Genomic DNA, 1,744 nt, shown 5'->3' on the forward strand with positions numbered 1-1,744 from the left:
CCCTCGCCCCCACTCTCCCTCCCGGCGACACATCAACTCCCCTTGCGCGCCACTCCGTTGCCCTGATCTTCTAGGGTCGGCGAGCACCGTCGAGCGCAGGGGGACCCATGCCGCGTACCGCGGTCGTCATCGGGGCGAGCATGGGCGGCATGCTCGCCGCCGCGGCTCTGGCCCGGTCCGTCGACGAGGTGATCGTGCTGGAGCGCGACGAGCTCCCGGACGAACCCCGACCGCGCCGAGGGCTCCCGCAGGGCCGTCACGCCCACATCCTCCTGCCCAGCGGCCGCGACGCCATCGACGAACTCGTGCCGGGCGGCGAGGTGCGCGAGCGGCTGCTGGCGGCGGGCGCCCGGGAGCGCGGTCTCACCTCCGGCCTGGTCACCCTGGGCCCGCAGGGCTGGTACCGCCGCTCCCGCCACCACGGCACCCACCCCCTGCTCATCGCCGGCCGCGACCTGATCGACCGGACCGTCCGGGACGCCGTCCTCGCGAGCACCACCCGTGTCCGCATCCGCCGTGCCTCGGCCACCGGCCTCCTCGGCACCGCCGAGCGCGTCACCGGCGTCCGGCTCACCGCCGACGGAGAACGGGGCGGGGGCACACCGACAGGCGCGGCCGAGGAGAGTCTGCGCGCGGACCTGGTCGTCGACGCGAGCGGACGCGGCAGCCGCGTCGAGCACTGGCTCGCGGACCTCGGCATCACGGGCATCCGCAAGGACGTGGTCGACTCCGGGCTGGTCTACGCGACCCGCATCTACCGCACCCCCGTCGGGGCGGAGAACTTCCCCCCGGCGCAGGTGACGGCGGACCCGACGGGCGGCCGGCCCGGCCGGGCGGGGCTCCTCCTCCCCATCGAGGGCGACCGCTGGCTGGTCAGCCTCGCCGGCACCCGGGGTGGTGAACCCACCGCCTCACCCGAGGACTTCGTCCCCTTCGCCCTCGGCCTGCGCCACCCCCTCGTGGGCCGGCTGATCGCCGGCGCCGAACCCCTGACCGACGTGACCCTCAGCCGCAGCACCCGCAACGAACGGCGCTACTTCGAGAAGTCCGAGCGGTGGCCCGAGGGGCTGGTGGCGCTCGGGGACGCCGTCGCCACCTACAACCCGGTCTACGGGCAGGGCATGTCGGTGGCCGCGCTGGGCGCGCGCGAACTGCGCCGGGAGCTGGACCGGACCGGCATCGACACACCCGGTCTGGCCCGGCGGGTGCAGCGGGCCGCCGCGAAGGTGGTGAACGCGGCGTGGACCATGTCGGTCGGCCAGGACCAGTGGTTCCCCGGGGTGCGGGGCAAGTCCCCCACGCTCGCCGACCGTCTGCTGTCCGCCTACGTCGGCCGGATGACGCGCGTCGCCACCGGCTCGTACCGTGTCTCTGCGGCGATGTGCAGAGTGACCACCCTCCAGGCGGACGCCCTCCACCTGCTCCACCCCACCCTCCTCCTCTCCACGGCCCTGGGCCCGCTGCTCCCACCGCTGTCGGGTCCCCCGCTCACCCCGGAGGAACGGAACATCCTGAGCAGCCTCGACACACCCGCCCCATAGGGGCGCGGGGAGCTGCGTGACAGGCCCCCACCGGCCTGCGGAATCGCCACACCCCCTACCCGCTCTTCGCGCGGCCCGCACGCACCGCACGCACCGCACGCTCCACGCCCTCCGCACGCTCCGCGCGTACCGCCCCCTCCACCACCCCCGCACGCACCGCACGCGACATCCGGATCAACGACGGCTGCCCGATGTCCAGCCCC

At 74.9% G+C, this 1,744-nt stretch carries 1 protein-coding gene; it reads left to right on the top strand.

Translation table 11 applies throughout. The features are described from left to right. The first annotated feature begins 107 nt into the window (after nucleotides 1-107). Nucleotides 108-1,541, top strand: coding sequence for a pyridine nucleotide-disulfide oxidoreductase (locus P1P70_RS44235; RefSeq protein WP_319248096.1), 1,434 nt, complete (start codon nucleotides 108-110; stop codon nucleotides 1,539-1,541). Nucleotides 1,542-1,744 lie beyond the last annotated feature (203 nt).

It is taken from the genome of Streptomyces sp. MB09-02B (genome assembly GCF_033794485.1).
Lineage (GTDB): Bacteria > Actinomycetota > Actinomycetes > Streptomycetales > Streptomycetaceae > Streptomyces.